The 21,567-nt window shown below is 35.9% G+C and carries 20 protein-coding genes and 4 tRNA genes; 1 reads left to right on the top strand and 23 read right to left on the bottom strand.

Annotated features, from left to right (window positions below):
• Positions 1 to 55 precede the first annotated feature (55 nt).
• From rplJ to OZP13_RS00145, 16 genes are all read right to left on the bottom strand, one after another.
• Positions 56 to 556, bottom strand: coding sequence for a 50S ribosomal protein L10 (rplJ, locus tag OZP13_RS00220; protein WP_269241675.1), 501 nt, complete (start codon positions 554 to 556; stop codon positions 56 to 58).
• Between the two features lie 22 nt (positions 557 to 578).
• Positions 579 to 1,268 carry a 50S ribosomal protein L1 gene (rplA, locus tag OZP13_RS00215; RefSeq protein ID WP_281298227.1) on the bottom strand — a complete coding sequence of 230 codons (690 nt, stop codon included), beginning with the start codon at positions 1,266 to 1,268 and terminating at the stop codon, positions 579 to 581.
• A 3-nt stretch (positions 1,269 to 1,271) separates the two neighbouring features.
• Entirely contained in the window at positions 1,272 to 1,718 is a 447-nt protein-coding gene (gene rplK / locus OZP13_RS00210; protein WP_073369722.1) for a 50S ribosomal protein L11, read from the bottom strand.
• Positions 1,719 to 1,783: 65 nt separating this feature from the next.
• Positions 1,784 to 2,335: a transcription termination/antitermination protein NusG gene (nusG, locus tag OZP13_RS00205; protein ID WP_269241671.1), complete on the bottom strand. Its 552-nt coding sequence runs from the start codon at positions 2,333 to 2,335 to the stop codon at positions 1,784 to 1,786.
• A 10-nt stretch (positions 2,336 to 2,345) separates the two neighbouring features.
• Positions 2,346 to 2,543 (bottom strand): preprotein translocase subunit SecE, encoded by a 198-nt coding sequence (secE, locus tag OZP13_RS00200; protein WP_269241670.1) that lies wholly within the window; start codon positions 2,541 to 2,543, stop codon positions 2,346 to 2,348.
• 18 nt (positions 2,544 to 2,561) lie between these two features.
• Positions 2,562 to 2,632 (bottom strand) — tRNA-Trp (locus tag OZP13_RS00195).
• A gap of 62 nt (positions 2,633 to 2,694) precedes the next feature.
• Positions 2,695 to 3,882: an elongation factor Tu gene (tuf, locus tag OZP13_RS00190; RefSeq protein ID WP_269241669.1), complete on the bottom strand. Its 1,188-nt coding sequence runs from the start codon at positions 3,880 to 3,882 to the stop codon at positions 2,695 to 2,697.
• Between the two features lie 54 nt (positions 3,883 to 3,936).
• Positions 3,937 to 4,008, bottom strand: a tRNA-Thr gene (locus tag OZP13_RS00185).
• A gap of 80 nt (positions 4,009 to 4,088) precedes the next feature.
• Positions 4,089 to 4,169: transfer RNA gene (locus OZP13_RS00180), tRNA-Tyr, on the bottom strand.
• Between the two features lie 30 nt (positions 4,170 to 4,199).
• A tRNA-Thr gene (locus OZP13_RS00175) sits at positions 4,200 to 4,273 on the bottom strand.
• Positions 4,274 to 4,365: 92 nt separating this feature from the next.
• Entirely contained in the window at positions 4,366 to 4,668 is a 303-nt protein-coding gene (gene hpf, locus OZP13_RS00170) for a ribosome hibernation-promoting factor, HPF/YfiA family (protein ID WP_269241668.1), read from the bottom strand.
• Between the two features lie 34 nt (positions 4,669 to 4,702).
• On the bottom strand, positions 4,703 to 5,599 hold the full coding sequence (locus OZP13_RS00165; protein ID WP_281298226.1) for a tyrosine-type recombinase/integrase: 897 nt from the start codon (positions 5,597 to 5,599) through the stop codon (positions 4,703 to 4,705).
• A gap of 69 nt (positions 5,600 to 5,668) precedes the next feature.
• A complete protein-coding gene (rpsU, locus tag OZP13_RS00160; protein ID WP_073370216.1) occupies positions 5,669 to 5,866 on the bottom strand; it encodes a 30S ribosomal protein S21 in 198 nt (65 codons plus the stop codon).
• Between the two features lie 478 nt (positions 5,867 to 6,344).
• Entirely contained in the window at positions 6,345 to 6,581 is a 237-nt protein-coding gene (locus OZP13_RS00155) for a hypothetical protein (protein ID WP_269241667.1), read from the bottom strand.
• Between the two features lie 41 nt (positions 6,582 to 6,622).
• The gene (locus OZP13_RS00150) at positions 6,623 to 7,762 is read right to left on the bottom strand and encodes an acyl-CoA dehydrogenase family protein (RefSeq protein ID WP_269241666.1); all 1,140 of its coding nucleotides are present in this window, start codon (positions 7,760 to 7,762) and stop codon (positions 6,623 to 6,625) included.
• Positions 7,763 to 7,781: 19 nt separating this feature from the next.
• Positions 7,782 to 8,666 carry a ComEA family DNA-binding protein gene (locus OZP13_RS00145; protein WP_269241665.1) on the bottom strand — a complete coding sequence of 295 codons (885 nt, stop codon included), beginning with the start codon at positions 8,664 to 8,666 and terminating at the stop codon, positions 7,782 to 7,784.
• 166 nt (positions 8,667 to 8,832) lie between these two features.
• Between OZP13_RS00145 and OZP13_RS00140 the strand changes: the two genes are divergently transcribed.
• A complete protein-coding gene (locus tag OZP13_RS00140) occupies positions 8,833 to 10,479 on the top strand; it encodes an amino acid permease (protein WP_281298225.1) in 1,647 nt (548 codons plus the stop codon).
• Positions 10,480 to 10,549: 70 nt separating this feature from the next.
• Here the strand turns inward: OZP13_RS00140 and OZP13_RS00135 are convergent, their stop codons facing one another.
• The 7 genes from OZP13_RS00135 to OZP13_RS00105 all read right to left on the bottom strand — a co-directional run bounded on the left by OZP13_RS00135 (position 10,550) and on the right by OZP13_RS00105 (position 21,397).
• Positions 10,550 to 10,777, bottom strand: coding sequence for a PspC domain-containing protein (locus OZP13_RS00135; RefSeq protein WP_281298224.1), 228 nt, complete (start codon positions 10,775 to 10,777; stop codon positions 10,550 to 10,552).
• A gap of 53 nt (positions 10,778 to 10,830) precedes the next feature.
• Positions 10,831 to 12,102: a DUF2851 family protein gene (locus tag OZP13_RS00130; RefSeq protein WP_281298223.1), complete on the bottom strand. Its 1,272-nt coding sequence runs from the start codon at positions 12,100 to 12,102 to the stop codon at positions 10,831 to 10,833.
• A gap of 55 nt (positions 12,103 to 12,157) precedes the next feature.
• Positions 12,158 to 12,640: a 3'-5' exonuclease gene (locus OZP13_RS00125; RefSeq protein WP_281298222.1), complete on the bottom strand. Its 483-nt coding sequence runs from the start codon at positions 12,638 to 12,640 to the stop codon at positions 12,158 to 12,160.
• Positions 12,641 to 12,780: 140 nt separating this feature from the next.
• Positions 12,781 to 14,907 (bottom strand): RagB/SusD family nutrient uptake outer membrane protein, encoded by a 2,127-nt coding sequence (locus tag OZP13_RS00120; protein ID WP_281298221.1) that lies wholly within the window; start codon positions 14,905 to 14,907, stop codon positions 12,781 to 12,783.
• Positions 14,908 to 14,938: 31 nt separating this feature from the next.
• Positions 14,939 to 18,196, bottom strand: a complete 3,258-nt coding sequence (locus tag OZP13_RS00115; protein ID WP_281298220.1) for a SusC/RagA family TonB-linked outer membrane protein — start codon at positions 18,194 to 18,196, stop codon at positions 14,939 to 14,941.
• A 545-nt stretch (positions 18,197 to 18,741) separates the two neighbouring features.
• A complete protein-coding gene (locus OZP13_RS00110; protein ID WP_281298219.1) occupies positions 18,742 to 19,140 on the bottom strand; it encodes a hypothetical protein in 399 nt (132 codons plus the stop codon).
• Between the two features lie 283 nt (positions 19,141 to 19,423).
• Positions 19,424 to 21,397 (bottom strand): putative porin, encoded by a 1,974-nt coding sequence (locus OZP13_RS00105; RefSeq protein WP_281298218.1) that lies wholly within the window; start codon positions 21,395 to 21,397, stop codon positions 19,424 to 19,426.
• Between the last annotated feature and the right edge of the window lie 170 nt (positions 21,398 to 21,567).

Genomic DNA, 21,567 nt, shown 5'->3' with positions numbered 1-21,567 from the left:
TATTTATTGTGCGCTATTTTAAGCAACAAGGAAATAAAATTCCCTGTTTTGAGTATTATGCCTCAACTTCTTCGCTGTTTGCGAATTGGTTTTGTAAAGCAGAAATAACTCTTTGTGCTGGTGATTGCAATAATCCAATGATTTCGCCGATAAGCTCTTCTTTAGATTTGATAGTAGCCAAAGCTTCTAATTGATCATCTCCAATGTAAATTTCAGAATTGATGTAAGCTCCTTTTAAAACAGGCTTATCTGATTTTTTTCTGAAATCTTTGATTATTTTTCCAGGTGCATTTGCAACATCTGAAATAAAGATAGCACTGTTTCCTGTTAATACAGAAGGCAAGTCTCCATAATCATTAGCTGAAGCTTCCATTGCTTTTGCAAGCAAAGTATTCTTAACAACTTCTAATTTAATACCTGCTTTGAAACAAGCTCTTCTCAAGTTTGAAGTTGTTTCTGCATTTAATCCAGAAATATCAGATACATAAATAATATTTGTACCAGCTAACTGTGCAGTTAAATCTTCAATCGCGATTGATTTTTCTTCTCTAGTCATACTAAAAATTTTTAACTACCAATTATACTGCTTTAGGATCCAAAGCAATAGCCGGACTCATTGTGCTTGTAAGGTGAATACCTTTGATGTATGTACCTTTAGCAGCAGTTGGTTTAAGTTTGATTAATGTTTGAATAATTTCGTGTGCGTTGTCATAAATTTGTTCAGCTCCAAAAGAAACTTTACCAATTCCTGCGTGCACGATACCAGTTTTATCAACTTTAAAGTCAATTTTACCAGCTTTTACCTCTGCAACAGCTTTTGCAACGTCCATGGTTACAGTACCTGTTTTAGGGTTTGGCATTAAACCTCTAGGTCCTAAAATACGACCTAATGGACCTAATTTACCCATTACGGCAGGCATAGTGATGATCACGTCAACATCTGTCCAACCGTCTTTAATTTTTTGAAGGTATTCGTCAAGACCTACATAGTCTGCACCAGCTTCTTTAGCTTCCGCTTCTTTGTCTGGAGTAACCAATGCCAATACTTTTACATCTTTACCTGTTCCGTGAGGCAATGTTACCACACCTCTCACCATTTGATTCGCTTTTCTTGGATCTACACCCAAACGTACCGCGATATCAACAGACTCGTCAAATTTTGCTGAAGCTATAGCTTTGATTAATGCTGATGCATCTTTCAAAGAGTATAGTTTGTTCTTTTCAATTTTTGAAGCAGCCTCTTTTTGCTTTTTTGTCAATTTTGCCATGTCTTAAGCTTGTTTTAGAGGAGAATCTCCAGTTACAGTTATACCCATAGATCTAGCCGTTCCTGCGATCATGCTCATAGCAGACTCGATTGTGAATGCATTTAAATCAACCATCTTGTCTTCCGCGATTGTTTTGATAACATCCCAAGTAACGCTAGCTACTTTCTTACGATTTGGTTCTCCTGAACCAGATTTAAGCTTTGCCGCGTCCATTAATTGAACAGCAGCTGGTGGTGTTTTTACAACAAAATCGAAAGATTTGTCTTTATACACTGTAATTTGCACTGGGCAAACTTTACCTGGTTTATCTTGGGTTCTAGCATTAAATTGCTTACAGAACTCCATGATATTAACACCAGCAGCACCTAAAGCAGGTCCAACCGGTGGCGACGGGTTCGCAGCACCTCCCTTAACTTGTAGTTTAACTACTTTACTAATCTCTTTAGCCATTTTTTAAAAATTTAACACACTACCATTGGAAGCGATAATGTGGTTTATTATATATGTAACAAAAATTATACTTTTTCAACTTGCATAAACCCTAATTCCAACGGTGTTTTTCTTCCGAAAATTTTCACCATTACTTCTAGTTTACGCTTTTCTTCATTAATTTTTTCAACAGTTCCATTGAATCCATTGAAAGGACCATCAATAACCTTAATTGTTTCTCCCAAATTAAATGGTACTGAACGCGTATCGGTATTTACCGCCAATTCATCTACTTTACCCAACATTCTGTTTACTTCAGAAAGTCTCAATGGCACAGGTTCTCCTCCTTTAGTTTCACCTAAAAAACCAATTACACTTGTTATAGACTTGATAATATGTGGAATTTCACCAACAAGATTGGCTTCGATCATTACATAACCCGGAAAATAAACTTTATCCTTGGCTAATTTTTTTCCGTCTTTTACAGTAACTATTTTCTCGGTAGGAACCAAAACTTGCGAAACATAATCACCCATTCCTAATCTCGCGATTTCGGTTTCGATGTATGCTTTCACTTTATTTTCCTGTCCGCTCACTGCTCGAACGACGTACCATTTTTTTAAATTATTATCTGCCATAACAAAAAAATTACGCTTTTATCCAGGTGAAAAATTTCTCTAATAAATTCGCAAACATTTCATCTACTCCCCAAGTTGCCAAAGCAAACAGTACAGAAAAAACGGCAACAACAATAGTTAAACGTTGTACTTCAGCCCATTCTGGCCAAGTAACATTTGATTTTAATTCTTCAAACGCTTCAGATATGTAATTAACAACTTTTGTCATTATGATTTATTTTATTTGCACGGGCGGAGGGATTCGAACCCCCATCAACGGTTTTGGAGACCGCTATTCTACCCTTGAACTACGCCCGTTCGTGTTAATAAAAACCAGTAACGCCTTGAGGGCATTACTGGCTAATAATTAGTATTATAAATTAAGCTACAATCTCAGTTACCTGACCTGCACCTACAGTTCTACCACCTTCACGGATAGCAAAACGCAAACCAACATTCATTGCAATTGGGCTTAACAAAGCTACATTAATAGTTAAGTTGTCTCCTGGCATAACCATCTCAACACCTTCTGGTAAAGTAATAACACCTGTTACGTCAGTTGTACGAACGTAGAACTGTGGACGGTAGTTATTGTGGAATGGTGTGTGACGACCACCTTCTTCTTTTTTCAAGATATAAACCTCAGCTTTGAAAGTAGCGTGTGGTTTTACTGATCCTGGCTTAATGATAACCATTCCTCTTTTGATAGATTCTTTATCAATACCTCTCAACAACAAACCTACGTTATCTCCAGCTTCACCTCTATCAAGGATTTTACGGAACATCTCAACTCCTGTAATAGTAGAAGTCAATTTTTCAGCTCCCATACCAATGATTTCAACAGCATCTCCTGTATTGGCAATACCAGTTTCGATACGACCTGTAGCAACAGTTCCACGACCAGTGATTGTAAATACATCCTCAACTGGCATCAAGAATGGTTTTTCAGTATCACGTACTGGCTCTTCAATCCAACTATCAACAGCTTCCATCAATTCAAGAATTTTAGGAACCCAAGCTGGATCATTATTCAATCCACCTAAAGCTGAACCTTGGATAACTGGACAGTTATCTCCATCATATTCATAGAAAGACAATAAGTCCCTGATTTCCATTTCAACAAGTTCCAACAACTCAGCATCATCAACCATGTCCACTTTGTTCATGAAAACTACCATTCTAGGAATACCTACTTGGCGACCTAAAAGGATGTGCTCACGTGTTTGAGGCATTGGTCCGTCTGTAGCAGCTACAACAAGGATAGCACCGTCCATTTGAGCAGCACCAGTAACCATGTTTTTTACGTAATCCGCGTGACCAGGACAGTCAACGTGTGCGTAGTGACGGTTAGCAGTTTCATACTCAACGTGTGATGTATTAATTGTAATACCTCTTTCTTTTTCTTCTGGAGCATTATCAATTTGATCAAATGATTTTGCTTGACAGTAACCAGCATCAGATAACACTTTTGTGATTGCTGCTGTTAAAGTAGTTTTACCGTGATCTACGTGTCCGATCGTACCAATATTTAAGTGTGGTTTCGAACGGTTAAAGGTTTCTTTTGCCATTTTACTTAATTTTTAATCTAGTTTATATATTTATTTCAATTTCCTACTTAATTGAGCCAACTACGGGAATTGAACCCGTGACCTCTTCCTTACCAAGGAAGCACTCTACCTCTGAGCTAAGTCGGCAGAATCCTTGACTTGAGAGTTTAGATTTTAGATTCTTTACAATCTACAAATCAAAATCCGCAATCTAAAATTAATTCTTGTGGGGAGAGCAGGATTCGAACCTGCGAAGTTCACACAGCAGATTTACAGTCTGCCCTCGTTGGCCGCTTGAGTATCTCCCCAACTTTTTCTATTAAAACTTTCGCCTTTTGAGCCGGCGGAGGGACTCGAACCCACGACCTGCTGATTACAAATCAGCTGCTCTAGCCAACTGAGCTACGCTGGCAATATCAATAAAAAAAGTCCGCTATTTCTAACGGACTGCAAATGTAGAAATTTTATCTCTCAATCAAAACATTTTTTTAAAAAAATTTGATATTAAATATGATCTCTTATTTTTTCTTTCCTTTTTACCAACAAACGCTCCAAGGATTCTGCCGAAAGCTCCACTGCTTCCTCAAAAGTCTTGCACTGTTTCTTTACCAAAAAATCATCACCCGGCACATTAATTTTGATTTCGACAAATTTGTTTTCTTTATCACTCGTCTTTTCCACCTTCAAAAAAACTTCTGACGACACTATTTTGTCGTAATACTTTTCCAATCTGTCCAATCTTTCTTGAACGAAATCCACTAGTTTTCTGTCAACAGTAAAATTGACTGCTTGAACATTTACCTTCATAATCAAAATTTTTATTGGTTAAACATTATTAGAATTATTTTTGATTTCTTGGATGCGCCTCTTCATAAACCTTTTTTAGTTCCGACAAACTACTGTGGGTATAGATTTGTGTTGACGCCAAACTCGAATGTCCCAATAATTCTTTCACTGAATTTAAATCGGCTCCGTTGTTCAATAAATGAGTCGCAAATGTATGTCTTAACATATGCGGGCTTCGCTTTATCTTTTCGGAGACAGTACTAAAGTACGTATTTATTAATCGATACACAAAGGATTCATTCAATTTTAACCCTTTTTTAGTGAGAAAAAAAAAGTCGTTATACGTAACCGTCTCTAAACGTGTTCTTTCGTTAAAATACAGAATTAGCTGCCCAGAAACAATTGGCAACAGCGGAATAATCCTTTCTTTATTTCTTTTGCCAAGAACTTTTATTGTGTTACCCAACACATTCACATTGCCTATTTTCAGATGAATTAATTCGGCTCTCCTGATTCCGGCGGTGTAAAACAAGTCAATTATAAGCTTGTTCCGTATTTCTTCAAAGCCTACTGGATTTTGCATTTGATTCAAAACATCCACGACTTCCTTCTCCGAAAAGGGGATTTGAAGTGTGCTGGAAGTCTTTAATGCTTTATGTTTCAGCAACGGACTTACCTCTATCTGCTTCGTTTTCAACAGAAATTTATAATATGCTTTTAACGATTGCATTTTTCTATTCACCGAAACATTCGATATACCATCATCTACAAGCGAAACGATCCAAGTCCTGATTTGACTGTAGTTTGCTTGGTCGATATTTTCTTGATGGAATTGATTTTTATTGAACGACTCGAAGAAACAAATGTCATTCAAATACGCATTTACGGTATGAGGAGAATATTTTTTCTCCAATTCTAGATAATCTCTAAATGCGTCCTTATTATTAGCCATAAAAAAACCGTTAGTATCAAAGGTATTAAACTTTAATGACTAACGGTACTTTATTGCAACAGAAAATAATTAACTATTCTCGATGTTGTCTCTCATGTTTTGGATATAAGCCGCTTTTTGAATTTTGGCTCTGTTGGTAACTGATGGTTTTATAAAAGCAGTACGCGCTCTTAGTTGACGAACAGTTCCAGTTTTGTCGAATTTTCTTTTATAGCGCTTTAATGCTCTATCGATATTTTCTCCGTCTTTAATTGGTATAATTAACATAATTTTATCACCTCCTCTCGTTAAGGGCGCAAAAGTAAAAAATAATTATGAATTACGAGTTACAAATGGCGAATTATTTTATGCAATAAAAAAAATAGTTCACCCACCCATAAAATAAATTGAATGAAAAAAGCCCAGTTGCAATTTCTTATTGATTCGAACGCCATACAACTGCTTTCGTTTGGTCAAACCTTTATTATACCTATAAGAATCCATTAGAAAGGTTTTATTACCATTTAATCTAAATAGATTTTATAGTTTTTTTATATTAACTCTATAAAAAGTATTGTTCTTATAGATTCAATATAGATTGAGTATAGACTCACTATAGAGTCAATAAGCATAATCCCTATCTAAAATAGACCTTTAGGAAGAAGAAATGAGCCTGGCACAGGGTGCTGGCAGTAGAATTAACAACAAAAGCAACCCTTTTTAGGAGTTGCTTTTTATTTTGAATTTTTGAATTATAAATTTTGAACTATTTTATAGCTGTTTTTTGAATCAAAGCCACAAAGAGGATTAATAATGCTATTGGTATTCCTAAAAGACCAAACCCAGCAAATGGAGTCAAAACAAACGACAATAAAAATTCAGAACCGACACACAATAAAGTCAATTGCCAAAACTTTAAATCAATCCAATCAGACAAAGCCGAAACACCATATTTAATTTGAAAAAACAAAGGAATCAATAGAATTAGTATTATAAAAATCATTATCTAAATAATTTTAATTACTACTATTATATCCTAAAAATTTATTTCAATATATTCCTCGAAATCACCAATTTTTGAATTTCAGTAGTCCCTTCTCCAATGGTGCACAGTTTAGAATCTCGAAAGAATTTCTCTACGGGATAATCTTTTGTATAACCGTAACCACCGTGAATTTGAATAGCATCAGTCGAAACTTTCACACAAACTTCAGAAGAATACATTTTGCTCATTGCACCGAGGGTTGTCATATTGCGACTTTTATTTTTCAAGAAGGCCGCTTTGTGCAACAACAATTCTGAGGCTTCGATTTCGGTAGCCATATCGGCAAGTTTGAACGCTATTGCTTGAAATTCACTTATCGCTTTACCAAACTGATGTCTTTCTTTCGAATATTTTAAGGAAGCTTCATAAGCACCTTTGGCAATCCCTAATGATAGTGCTCCTATGGAAATTCTTCCGCCATCCAAAATTTTCATCGATTGAATAAAACCTTCCCCTACTTCTCCCAATCTATTGGCATCTGGAATTCGGCAATTATCAAAGAATAATTCAGCAGTTTCGCTGGCGCGCATTCCTAATTTATTAGCTTTTTTTCCTGAAGTAAATCCCGGCATTCCTTTTTCGAAAACAAAAGCCGTCATTCCTCTAGAATCACCTTTGTTTCCGGTACGCACAATCACTACGGCAATTTCGCCTGAAATTCCGTGTGTAATAAAATTTTTGGAACCGTTTACAATCCAATAATCACCATCTTTTACAGCCGTCGTATTCATTCCTCCTGCGTCAGAGCCTGTGCCATGCTCGGTCAATCCCCAAGCACCAATATGCTCGCCAGAAGCTAATTTTGGAATCCATTTTTTCTTTTGTTCTTCGTTTCCAAAAGTCAAAATATGATTCGTACATAATGAATTATGCGCTGCCACCGATAAACCTATAGATGGATCTACTTTTGAAATTTCCTCAACAACTGCAATATATTCGTGATATCCTAGACCTGAACCACCGAGTTCTTCAGGAACTAAAACGCCCATAAAACCCATTTTGCCCATTTTTTTAAATAATGGAACCGGGAATTTTTGAGATTCATCCCACTCCATAATATGTGGTCTAATATATTTTTCTGCAAAATCTCTTGCAGATTCGGCTATCATTGTTTGCGTTTCGCTATAGTCAAAGTTCATTGTAAAAAGGGTAAGAATTTTAAAAGTTCAAATATAAGGCTATAATTTTTGCCTTTTCAATAGACAAACCTTTAATTTTTGTTAAATCGTCAACATTTTTAAAATCGCCATTCATGCTTCTGAAAGTCACAATCTGCTTGGCAAGTTGATAATTGAAATACGGAAACTGGGATAATTCCTTTATGGACGCATTATTTATGTCCACTTTTTTCACGTTGGGAAGCACCGCAACTTTAAAATGGGAATTCAAATTTTCGATGACTTCAGGCGATAATCCCCAAACATCTTTCATTTGTTCCATAGAAACAAAACCGCCAAGATTTTCCTTGAATTTCAAAATCCGAAGCGAAATTGCCTCACCAATTCCATAAATCTTTATTAAATCTTCTTGGGTTGCTTGATTGATGTCAATAATGGTAATTTTCTCCTTTTTGGCGAAAGCCATATTGGAATAGTTTTTATACTCTTTGAATTGCTTCTTGTGCTGCACCCAATCCGGAAATTTAAAATAAGGAGAAATAGCATTCAACAAAGAATCTGAAACTTTGGTCACAGCTTGAAATTCTTCGGGTGAATTCACGTATTTGTTTTGTTTTCGAAAAGCCAAAAGTCGGTCGATTTCCGGAACCGACATTCCGAGTTTATAGCATTTATAATCCGAAATGAAATTGGGGTTGAATGGATAAATCTTCGGAACATAATTAAGCTTATCCTGTTTCATCGAATCAATTTGTGGTTGCAAGGAAAGCCACTTCTGCTTTTCGGGAGAATCATTAGAAACAGAACTAAAATCAACAAAAAAATAAGCCAATTGCAAAGCAATGATTATCGCAAACAATAGAAAAATCCCAACGCGTTGTCCGCGTGAAAACGTAAAAGAAGATTTTATTGTTTTAAAATTCATTCAGAAAACACTTTTCAAAATATAAATATAAGAAATATTCTATGAAAAAAAACATTTCTCTTAAGAAAAAAAAATAAAAACAATTTTAAAAATGAAGTTTTCCTAATAGTTACTGCGTTAAAAAAACAATATATTTGGAACATATTAACAGTAACTCGAAATAAGTATGTCTATTTGGAAAAGAAAACCATTAAACCAGCTTTTGGCAGAAGCTGCCGATTCTGAAAAAGGATTGAAGAAAACATTAAGCGCATCAGGATTGGTTGCCCTTGGAGTTGGTGCCATTATCGGTGCTGGATTATTTTCCATAACCGGATTGGCCGCATCGGCAAATGCAGGTCCTGCCATAACCATTTCCTTTCTTGTAGCCGCATTTGGCTGTGTTTTTGCCGGTTTATGTTATGCCGAATTCTCCTCGATGATTCCGGTTGCGGGAAGTGCCTACACTTATTCTTTTGCCACAATGGGCGAATTTGTTGCCTGGATTATTGGCTGGGATTTAGTTCTGGAATATGCCGTGGGAGCAGCAACGGTTTCCATTAGTTGGTCCCGGTATTTAGGGAAATTTTTAGAAGGCTACGGCATTCATATCCCGGATGCCTATTTACTTTCGCCTTTTGAAGGTGGCATCATCAATGTTCCTGCCGTTTTAATTGTCATGATAATGTCTTTCCTTTTAATACGCGGAACCCAGGAATCCTCTTTTGTAAATGGAATTATCGTTTTACTTAAAGTATCGGTGGTTTTAGTATTTATCGCCGTAGGATGGCAATACATCAGACCCGAAAATTACACTCCGTATATTCCCGAAAATACCGGAAATTTTGGAGAATTTGGATTCTCCGGAATCATCAGGGCAGCAGCCATCGTGTTTTTTGCCTACATTGGTTTTGATGCCGTTTCGACAGCGGCACAGGAAGCCAAGAATCCTAAAAGAGACATGCCGATTGGGATATTGTTGTCCTTGGGAATTTGCACGGTGCTTTACATTTTATTTGCCCACGTGATGACTGGAGTCGTAAATTACCAAGCCTTTGCAGGAAAAGACGGAATTGCACCCGTTGCCGTTGCCGTTGAAGCGATGGGAAATGCTGGCCCTGACGGAATGATCACTCCGGCTTATCCTTGGCTAAACAATGCTATTTTATTGGCTATTCTAGGCGGTTATTCTTCCGTAATTTTAGTGATGCTGATGGGGCAAAGCAGGGTGTTTTTCTCCATGAGTAAAGACGGCTTGATGCCAAAAGTTTTTTCGGAAGTGCATCCAAAATTCAGGACTCCGGCCAAAAACAACTTGTTGTTCATGATCATCGTGAGCCTTTTTGCCGCTTTTGTTCCCGCAAGAGTTGTTGGAGAAATGACCAGCATTGGAACTTTATTTGCCTTCATTCTGGTTTGTGTGGGAGTCCTTATCATGCGTAAAAAAATGCCGGAGGCACCAAGAGGTTTCAAAACGCCTTTTGTTCCCTTTGTACCCATTGCCGGTATTGCCGTTTGTCTTTTCATGATGGTGTTTTTACCTTTAGACACCTGGATTCGTCTTATCGTTTGGATGATGATTGGATTTGATTTGTACTTGTTCTACGGAATGAAAAACAGCCATTTGAATAAAGGTCATTTTAGTTTGAATAGCTACAAAACCGTTGCGGCTTCAGGCTTGGGAATGGTATTGGCACTTATAGTGATTGCTTTTATTCACCACAACGACCCTACTATAGACGACCATTTCTTGTTCTATTTTTCGTTATTTTTTGCGGCTTTGCATGCTTTGATTTATGCTTACAGCTTCAAGAAATCAAGATTGGCAATCTAAATTCTAAACTAAAAAGGGATTATAAAGCAAAACTACTTTATAATCCCTTTTATATATTTTTAAAAGTTGGTTACAAATCAAAAACCGAAGTCCTTTTGGCTCGAACCAAATCCTTCAATCGAATCCAGAAAGCCAGCGTTAAATAAACGCCAAACCACAATCCAGCCGTGACAAACGAAATATAAATAAAAAACAAACGCACGCTGGTCACGCGCATTCCCAATTTATCGGCAAGACGGGAGGAAACATGAAAGCCATATTTTTCAAAAAAATACTTGAGTTGTATTACTGCTGACATATTTTGAAGTTTGAAGCAAAATTACACAATTCTAGAATCAACGAATTGCCAAATCAACTTTTTTTCAATAATTCTGTTCCGATGGCACAATCCAGGCAACGACTCTTATTGCAATACTCGTTTTTGAGCTGCAACAAGGATTGGGATTCAAATGCATTCCTTGATTTTATTCCAAAAGAACTGAATTTGTCCATAATTGCATTTTTTTCAGGAGCCACGTCCTCTAAAATCTGGATTAAGTCTTCCGAAATCTCTCTTCCTCGACTTTTGGCATAAGCAAATTGAAGCGGGATGATGGTATTAATCATGATTAAATCAATAAAGGATTTGGAAAGATGTTTCTTCTTTTTGGGACTTTCTTTATCAAACTGATAGTGACTTTGCCAATAATCCGAAGCCGAAATATCGAAGGTTTCGTAAATAGCTTGTATCGAAGTCAAAACGCTTATTTTTGAAAACAAATTTTGCTGACCGTGATATAAACCAGCCAATTGCGACAATCGAATCGTTGGGAAATTATCGGGACGGTGCTTGAAAAACTGGACTGGCTCAATGATTTTTTTCTCCAATTGGTATTTGTGCAACAAATAAAAATATCGGAATTTCAAATCCTTGAAATAGTTGTCTTCTTTTTCAGAATCCAATAAACCGGCATTTCCCAAAAGCAAGGCTTCCAAATTTTCGCCTTCGAAACTTTCTTTGCGTATAATGGAAAAAGGGATGGATTGGGCGATTTTCAAAAAGATTTCGCCATTGGCATTCAAGCCGAAATTCTTGGCCAAAAGACAAAACAAAACCCCTTCCCAATCGTGGTTGGTTTGTTCCAATAATTCGAAAATCGGATTTGATTTTCTTTCCAATCTTTCAAAAAACAAACGTTCCTGCCAATTCTTTACTATAAATTGCGGGATTTCCGCCAATTGCTTCTCGCAAAAAATCCAGGACTTTGGAGTTGTCAAGGATTGATAATTGGAGATTGTTTCTGTATCGACGTATTTCTTGAGTTCCAGAACCGGGATTTCGGTATTATTTTTCCTGAAAATTTCGGTGTCGTGTTCCCAAACCACGTGCAGGATTACGTTTTCATAGGCTTCGTCTCGTTCATGATGATGCACATACCAATCCGAGGATTTTAGATGGATTTCCACATTTCCAGCCCACTTTTGATTCCCAATGGAAATTTGTGCATTGAAAAAATCGGGACCGGCGAGTTCTAAATACTGTCCCACATTGATGATGGTGATTTCCTCTCCGTTGAAAGTTTTTAGATTCAAGGTGTCGAACTTCTTGAATTTCCAGAGGTAATGGAGAAAATCTTCTTTCATTTTCAGACTTTTAGATTGAATACTAAAGTAATGAAAAAATATAACTGTGAGAAATTTATCTCAGCAAATATAATTTGGCGCAAGCCCGAGCATCAGACAAGGCTTCGTGGTGGTTTAATTTAATATTCATTTCGCGACAGCAATCACTCAATTTGGTTGGTTTTAGTCCTTTGGCTTTGTAAATTTTTACGGTGCATTCCCATCTGGAGCCAATATTCAACTCTTCATAATCCAAGCCGTAAAGCGCCATTGATTTGACCAAAACATTACGGTCGAAACTCTCGTTATGAGCCACAACAATCCTGTTTTGGAGTCGTTTTTTAATTTCGGGATACACTTGGGCAAAGGTTTTTGCGTTCACCGTGTCTCGTGGATAAATTCCGTGAACCGCTATTGTAAAATGTGAATATTCGTTTTTTGGCGGCTTGATTAAGGTGACATATTCGTCAACAACAACTCCGTTTTCTACGGTAACGATTCCAACAGAACAGGGATGATAGGCCGTGGCGGTTTCAAAATCTATGGCAGTGAAGGTCATTATATATTAGATTTACAATATTGGATTTACAAATCTAACAGTATTTGCACAAGATTAAAAGATTCAACAGCATTCTTTTTATTTTAAAACAAAAAAATCCGCCCTAAGGCGGATTTAAACAAACTGTATATCAAATGAATTTATTGATTTGGGAAACCATAATTATTAGACACTTTCCCTCCTGACACCCTAATAGTTTCAGCAGGAATCGCTACTAAATACAGAGGCGAATAATTAGCAGTGAAATCCGCAGGAAGATATCCTCCAAACACTCCGTTAACATTTACTTCCCATGGTTTAGTTACGTCACTAACAAGATCTACTCCATAATTTACTTTCTTGTAACCCGCTGCTATGGCAGCTGTAGCTTCTGTAGAAGTCAAAGGTTTGAATAATCCTTTTATTGCCAACATTGTTTTCTTTAATGTTGTTGTCGAAGGAGCTACCCAATCCGTGGCTGTACCTCTCCAACCTGGAAACAATAGCGGATACAATGGATCGGTTTCAGAAACATAAGTATTACCTGTTAAAATATCGTTTAATCCTAAAGCTTGAGCGTCTGTTAGTTTAACATCTTTAGTATAGATATAATCAGAAATCACGTTGCCATTTGGAAAAGTATAAGAACCACTGGCACGAAGCGCATCGGCCATAGCCGTCATTTGAGATTGAAGTTCATTTACTTTTTTACCTAAAAGTCCCCAACGAACCAAATCCATTTTACGTTGACCTTCTCCACCTAGCTCAAAAGCTCTTTCGTCTTGAATGGCTGCCAAAAGTGTTGCCCCAGATTTGCTGTTTACGTAGGTTGTGGTCTTTGCAGTATATTCAGGATCTGTTGATAAAAATGCACGCTTACGAACTTTTAATAATTCAGCTTTAGCATTGGCATCGTCACCCAAAACAGAATAGGTTTCTGCCAACAACAATATCATGTCTCCCAAACGCATATAAGGCGCATTGATACCTGTAATTCTCTGCTTAATGGCATTGGTTTTGTCTGTCATACGAGAATAATCCCATTTGTTTAGTGACAAACCTCCACCTGCAATAGTACTTCCTTTTTTGAATGAAATCATTTTTTCGTCTGCGGATCCACCTAAGCCTGTTGTAGTAACCGTTACATCACGTCTTAAATCTTTATTGTCAAACATTCCAAAGTAATAAGTTGGAAAAAAACGCATTTGTCCATAGGCTTTTGGCGGATAAGCTGTACCACCTCCTCCAGAAGGACGACCAAATGCATATGGACGTTCAGTAGTAGTTACACCCGCAATTTGACTTACTTCAAAAATCATTTCAGGGCTAAATTTATAATCCATACCTGCTTGAAAAACAGCTTGAAAAGGGTTACTAAATTTTGCTGATGGAGTTCTTGAATCAGTAGTTACCAAAGTAGCATTACCAGAATACACTAGTTTTTTTAAATAAGTATTTGCCATTGTGTAATAGGTTTTATAATCTGACCTACGCACCATTTTCCCTCTAGTTGGATGGGATTGCAATACCTCTCCATCACCTGTATAACTAGGAGGACGAAGCGCATACCCACCACGAATTAATGCTAAACGCCCGATTAGTCCTTGAACATATTCTTGAGTCATGCGAGTTGCAGCAGTGGTGTTTGCTTTTGTATTTAATTTATACATCAAAGGCTCTACCTTAATAAGATTAGCCAATTCTCCTTCTTGAATGATGCTACGATCTGTAACGACTGCTTCTTTATAATCAGCTTCAGATGTAATAGGTTTTGTAAAATAAATTACATCTCCCCAGTTTCTGGTCAATTCAAAATACATAGTGGCACGAATAGCAATAGCTTCACCATATAAATGAGTCAAATCAGATGGCTTTGTTTTATCTGCAGCAATATATGCCGCATTTTTTTCGAATGCATCAATAATTACATTACAGCGACCAATTGTCCTATACATTCCATTCCAGGCATCTGGCGGATTATCAGTAGCTGTTGGCGGCTTAAAATATAAGTTCTCTCCGTTGTAACGACCTGAATTAGACGTTAGTTCTGGCCCCAACTCAATGTCTGAACCTACACCTGTAACTTCATAAAACAATCTGTTGGAGTGAATTCCAGATTCAACGCTTAATAAATCATAAGCCCCAAGTAGAGCTTTATCGGCTTCGGACACTGATTGAAACACAAATTCAGAGTCATATTTTGAATCGGATTGTACTTCAAGATAATCTTGACAAGATGAAAACATCAGGATTGACAAGAAACTCAGGCATATTATTTTTCTTTTCATTATTATATATTTTTTAAATTAATTGTCAGATTTAAAATTTCACATTTACTCCAAGAGTAAAAGTACGCGCTTTAGGGTAAGCTCCAAAATCCATTCCAGGAGTTGGATAATCACCATTTCTACCATTCCCTGCATCAACTTCAGGGTCATATCCTGTATATTTCGTCCACAACCAAGCATTGATTACAGTTGCATATATTCTAAAGTTTTGCATTCCAATTTTTTCTGAGACATCATTAGGCAAAGTATATCCTAAAGTTACATTATTCAGCCTAATAAATGAACCATCTTCAATTCCATCAGAATGTACTACTGCTTTTTCGTGAAAAGGCATATAAGTCGTAGCATTCACGTTTAATGCATCTAAAGCTGCAGGATCATAAATCCGTACTAAATCTCCACTCGTGTTGACATCAAATAATGTATAAGCATTTTCGGAAGAAGTACTGAAATTACGAAAAGGAGCTTTATTTCCAAAAGAATTGGCTAATTTGTTAGCATTGTAAATATCATTACCATACGAACCGTTAAATCCTAACATTAAATCAAACGTTTTATAAGATGCATTAATATTAAACCCTCCCGTGAATTTTGGAGTAGTATTCCCTATAACTGCAAGGTCATCAATTTCATTAATATTAGTGGCACTACTTGTGGCACCCAATTTCTCTAATTTTAACATCCCGGGAATGGCACCAGAACCACCAACATTACCCAAAACCCCAATTGAATTAGGCACTCCGGCTTTAAGAGTATATACTTTGGTAGTAGCATTGTAATCAAAATCAGCAGTTGTATAGAATCCAGCATATTTATATCCACGAATTAATCCTACTGGCTCTCCTACTTTAAATCCATAATCCCCACCTGTTGGCTGCATTGTTGACGATCCCCAACCACTGGTATAATAATTAGAGTTTACACCCTCTGCTAATTCCTCGACTTCATTTCTGTTGATAGAGATGTTCATACTGGCCGATAATTTAAAATCATCTTTTCTAATAATATCACCTCCAACAGAAAACTCAAGTCCTGTGTTACGAGTCTGCCCTATATTTGCCATTTGATCTTTATATCCTGTATAGGGAGGCAAGGAATTTATCATTAAAAGATCTTTAGTAGTGTTCCAATACACATCAACTGTACCGTACAATCTATTGTCAAAGAACCCATAATCAAGACCTAAATTTCTAGTGATAGTAGTTTCCCATTTCAAATTGGGATTTACCAATCGAGTAGATGCTGGAACAGAAATAGGATTTGGTATATTATTATAACCATAACCCGATGCACCTTTCCATTCGTCTCTCCATAATCCTGACGAAATTTGATCGTTACCAACCATACCATAACTCAAACGAAACTTAAGGTCGCTCACTGTTTTTGAATCTTTTAAGAATGATTCATCAGAAACTCTCCACGCAAATGCTCCTGCGGGAAAATACCCCCATCTATTAGCTTCTGGAAAGTTACTTGATCCATCGGCACGCATTGTAAAAGTAAATAAATATTTATCCTTTAGAGCGTAGTTCATACGAGTAAAAAATGAAGATGTTCTTCCTGGATCTTTTTCATCTGAATCAATTCTCAATTCAGCTTGATTTCCAAACTGATCCATTCCTGCAAATGCTCTATTATAATCAAAAGAAATTGGAAATCTTGTTCCTGACATAAAAGTTCTTTCGCCGTCAGTACCATTCATCTCTTGCCCTAATAACACATCCAATTTATGATTTTCCCCTAGTTTTAGAAATTTATAATTAGCGGTATTCACAAAACGATAGCGAGTGTCATAATCCTTGGTAATTGAAGCATCACCGCCATAAACTCCAACAGTATTTTTAGCAAATTGACCTGTAAATTGATAACGAGAACTATAGTTTTTAGCAGCACTATATTCTGAGCGTAATGTCAAGGCATCATTTACATTCCAAGTAAGCGCAATATTTCCTCTGTAATTTTGACGCAATGTTTTATCGTGAATATCTTTTATCGTTTTTATCGGATCATACTCTGGCTTAATAAAATTTTCATAATTACCTAAATCAGTATCAGTACCTAATGGAGTCACTGGTGTGTATGCCAATGATCTTGTCAACCAAGACCCTACTGAATTCGTCTGGGTTTCGCTTCCAAAAACTTCCTGACCACTATAATACATATCTCCTTCAAATGTAAGGTCTTTTGCAATTTCACTTTTTATTTTAGCCAAGATATTAGTTCTTTTATAGTAAGATTCAATCTTCAAACCATTATCATCTAAATTATCAAAAGATATACTGTATTTCGTTTTTTCATTCCCTCCAGTAATTGTTATATTATGATTAGTCGCCGTAGTAGTACGAAGCACCTCTTTTTCTAGATCTCTATAGGGAGCTGTTTTGTATGCATTAATTCCTTCTGGATTTAAGTTGCTATACTTAGTTCCGAGTCCATATTCACTTGCCCAAGCATCACCAGACCCCATTAGGGTACCAAAATCCCAATTCATTTTCACAAAATCATAACCGCCCAAAGCGCCTAAATAATTCGAAGGTGTTTTAATTTGTGTATTTCCATTATAAGTAATGCTTATTTTACCTCCAGATGGCGCTTTAGTAGTTACAAGAACAACCCCATTAGCACCACGCGCTCCATAAATAGCAGTGGAAGCTGCATCTTTCAAAATATCTATACTTGCGATTTGAGAAGCAGGAATATCATTAATATTACTTACAGGAAATCCATCAACAATGAATAACGGATCATTACTTTGAGTAATCGAACCACCTCCACGTACTCTAATGGACACTTTTGCATCAGGACGACCATCCATTGCTACAACAGTAACCCCGGCCACTTTACCTTGCATAGCTGTCGCAATATTTGATACAGGATACGAAGCAAGCTCCTTTCCTTTTACTGACCCAACAGAACCAGTAACATCTTTTCTTTTTGAAGTACCATACCCCACTACAACTATTTCGTCTAATTGATTACTTTCTTCTGTTAAACTTACATTAATTTTAGTTTTTCCACTTACCGGCATCTGAACTGTTTTATAGCCTACAAAGCTGAATACCAGAACATCAGAAGGCTTAGCACTGATAACGTAATTCCCGTCAAAATCAGCCGAGACTGCATTCATGGTACCTTTGACAAGTACCGAAACACCTGGCAAAGGGGTTCCTAACTTAGCATCGGTTACGATACCTTTTACATTTATTGCTTGTTGTGCATAAATTGGCATACAGAGTAATATTCCCAATAAAAGGAAATAATAACTTACTCTCATTTTCTTTTTTTTCATATTGATTAATTAGTTGGTTGGTTAAAAAAGGTTGATTTTCTATGTAATGACATAGTTTAAATTAAAAAGTGATTTTGTTTTTTTCAATAGCGATATAGTTTTTAAATTATTAATTAGATCTATTTCCCGAACTACAAACTCCACAAAAAAGAATATTTGCATTTTTTTAACAATATCATGACTCAAATCACACTTGAACAAGTTTAATTTAAACAATAACAATAAATCTTCATACAAGTGTAAAAAATACACTCTAAACCTATTGCCAAATAAAAGTGTAATCGATTGCGCAAACCTAAATAATAATTTTAATCTTACCAAAAAAAAACCAATTAAATTATTATAAACACAAAAAATATCATAATTTATTCATCATATGTGAATTTAGAAAAAAACGTAATAAAGCCTTTTATGCTTATAAAAAGCCAATTTCTTTAGTCCAAAAAAAAGCCCGCAAGGTTTAAAACCCTGCAGACCCATTCCATTCATCTCAAAATTATCTAACAAAAACTAATAATAGTCGAAATGAATTACTCGACAGCAAATTAAAAAGCTATCTCATAAACGTCGCAACTGATATAATCCAACAAACGCTCCCTGTACAATTCTTCGTCATAAAACTGTTCCGGCCAGAAAGTCGAAGAATAAAAATACATTAACTCAAACACGTCTTTATGCTCGGTAGCCAAAACATCCAAATATTTTATGTACCGATCATGGCAAAAATATTCTTCGCCATAATTTGTAACAGCTTCAGACAAAGCCCTTTTTTGCATTGGAAAACCATCTACTTCATAGCCTTTCTCAACACAATAATCAGATATTGTTTGAACCACATAACTTTCATGGATTTCTCCATATTTAAAACAATCCAAGCAGTCGCCAATAACATCCCAAACTTCATGGATTTCCAAAATTCTGTTTTTAACTGATTCTATTTCCATTTTTGATTAATTTTTATTTTTCCCAAAAATATACAAGTCAAAAATTGCTATTTTACGGTTTTCCTCATTTTGAGTGTTTTTTTTGAAAAAAAAATTTAACATAAAAAAAAGCTTACAAGGACTTAAGTCCTTGTAAGCTAATACTTTTATTTATTTACTATTTTATTCTTTTGACTTTATCATTAAACCAAAAACAGAAGAATTAATTTGCTTTTTTTTTAAAATAATATTTTTTTTGACAAAAAAAGCCAAATTAATCTTTACCAAATTCCACATTTCAGTTTTATTGGAAGAAATTCCAGACCACACCAAATCGAATCATGAAATCATGATACGGATTATTGGGATCCGAATAAAAATTATTTCCTGAAAAGGAGGAATTAAAATGTTCCGCTATCAAGTAAACCCTGGTTCTTTGAATTCGGGCATTAAAGAAAAAATCCAAATTGGCAAAATTACCTATTTCTTTCTTGTTCTGAACAAAAAACTCGCCAACTACCGGATTGTATTGGTTAGCATAATAATTAGTGAAATAATTAAAAGTTAAACCTGTTTGAAAAAACAAGGATTTATGGAACATTTCCTGAGAAAAATAAAGCGTGTTTCTGGTCAAGAACTCCGGAACATTGAGAATTGCCTCTGATTGATCTACTTTTTGATAGAGAATCGTATTATCTAACGCCAATTTCCAAAAAGTGAATTCTTTGCTGGCTTTAACCGATAAATAATTGATAACACCACTATATTGAGCTGGATTCACTATTTGTTGACTCAACGCTATTTGTTCTGGCGTGGAAATATCGGCAAAATACAAATGATCATTAAACGTCGAATATTGAACGGAGGCTTCAATCCACGGAGTCGTGGCATTGACAATGATGGAATTTATTTTTTCGTTCTTTAAATCATTCGACCAATTGTAATTTACGTAACTGCTTTGGTATAAATTATAGTTGGTATTGGGTAGTTTGTTCATGTTTTGGTACTGAAATGAAAACTGTGTTTCATCATTCCAATCATATTGTATCTTGGCATCCAAATCAGACAAAGATTGATTCGAGATTGATCTTGAAAGACCAAATTTACCGGTCCATTTGTTTTTTCGATAGTCATATTGACCTCCAACACTGTTGATTCTTTGGCTAATAGAACTTGGAATGGTTTTTTTGTTAATGGAACCAGGAATGTCCAAAATCAATATTTGGTTGTAATAATAGTTATGAAAGAAATCGTCGGCAAAAAACTGGAACTTCCCCAAGATGGTATTCTCATAAGTAAGCCCCACTTTATTATAGGTTTTATTGTAATGGGTTTGGTCATTTATCCCGCTGGTTTTGTAAGATTCCCCAAATCGGTATACATAAGAACTCCCCACGGTGGAAGTAACCGTGGCCTGATTGTATTCGAAATATTTATTTTCGTAATTGAATTGATGGTTTACATATAAATTATTGTTCCCCTCGGTCGGATTGATTCTAAAAAGATGGTCCAGAAACACCCGCTTTCCTTTCAAAAACGATTTTGCATCCGTCAAATACACTTCTAACCTGTCCCTATTTATAAAATCCGGATCTCCACTTTCAAAATCTTCGGTTGTGGTAATTCCTCCATTCTCTTCATTCATGATGTCATAAGAAACGAAGTGGGCATTGGCAAAATACCTTTTGTTTTTAGTATTATAACTTGTAGTGAATCTAAAACTTCCTGTACTCGCCATTTGGTTAACGTATCTTCCTTCTGAGTGCAACCCTTTGTAAGCAATTGAAAAATTGAGCCTTGGAGTCAAATTTAACGTAAAAAAAGCATCCACGTTTTGCCCTTGTTTCATCACGGTTTTAAAATACAATTCGGTAACGGGAGTTGCCACGGAACTGTAACGGATTTGGTTGGCTTCCAAAAAACTAAAATGCTTGGCCTTGAATCCAAATTCCGGAAGTGGCGAAAATTTATTCAAACTGTATTGCAAGGTGTTATAGGTTTGTCCCTCATTCGAAAAAGGCATCAATCCAAAAATGTCTTTTCGCAAATAATTATAACTGTACAGTTTTTTTATGGTAAGCGAAGTGTCTATATAGGTGGTGTCGCGTTCCAAAGTAATCACTCGATACATATCTATGGTGGCTACTTTTTCTTTCTTCTTTTTAATCGAATCCGTGCTGTTGTATTCGCTGTCAAAACCCAAAAGATTCGTGATTTTTTGTTGAGAGAACAAGGATATTGGCAATACTAAAAAACACAAGAAAAAGAAATTCCTCATTTGAAGCGGTATATGATTAGGCAATTATTCGATAATTTTAATAAAGCAAAGGTAAATGAAAAAACACATAAATAAAAAAAGGCTTTGATTTATGGGAATGTTTTGGGAAATAGAAATTTGACACGCTTTTTTGAATATTTTTTTGCAATATTTGTTGTTCCAATACCAGT

This window comes from Flavobacterium limnophilum, from assembly GCF_027111315.2.
GTDB lineage: Bacteria > Bacteroidota > Bacteroidia > Flavobacteriales > Flavobacteriaceae > Flavobacterium > Flavobacterium limnophilum.
Note: the sequence above shows the minus strand (reverse complement) of the source record. Positions and strands in the feature narration are given on the sequence as shown.